This is a genomic window from Frankia sp. CeCAU1 (assembly GCF_977971845.1).
Map to the genome: position 1 here is coordinate 42,850 of NZ_CDWWXA010000025.1, position 551 is coordinate 43,400.

Sequence of the window (551 nt, forward strand, 5' to 3'; positions counted from 1 at the left end):
TCCCCGCGCACCGCCCTGCCCGCCGCCGCGCGCACCCTGGCGCGCGCCCTGAGAGGGACCGCCCTGTCCGCGCGACGCGCCGGTCTCGGATCCGCCGCCCCGCCTTACGCCCGGGGCATCGCCACGCACCGCGCGCCCGGCGCGACGTCCCTCTGCCGGCGTGCCACGATCACCTGAAGCGTCCCGATCACGCCGCTGCGGATGTGGGGACGTGAACGGCGTCGTCCCGCCTCGCTGACTGGATCTGTCTTCCCTCGGCATGACCGGCAACTTCCCTTTCATCCCGCAGGTACCGCGGTTGCGGCTGCGGGTCCCTCGTGATCCGGAGGCGCCCTCAGGCCGCCGGGCTTCCGACGCGGACACCACGGCGCCCGAGATCGTCGGCTGTGCTTCGGATGTTGCGTAGATACGTCAGTCCGGCTTCGCCCGGGTCCACGACGTTCACCCGGGTCCACGATGGTGCGGTGATGCCACAACCCTCGACGATACGACGTCCGGACCGGTGATGACCGGGTCCACCCGGTGACCATGCCAAAAAAGGGCGCGAGAAA

The 551-nt window shown here is 71.1% G+C and carries 1 protein-coding gene; it reads right to left on the bottom strand.

The features are described 5' to 3' along the window. Window positions 1-334: 334 nt before the first annotated feature. A partial coding sequence (locus AC08OO_RS07245) for a hypothetical protein (RefSeq protein WP_476618346.1) occupies window positions 335-551 on the bottom strand: 217 nt, incomplete at its 5' end.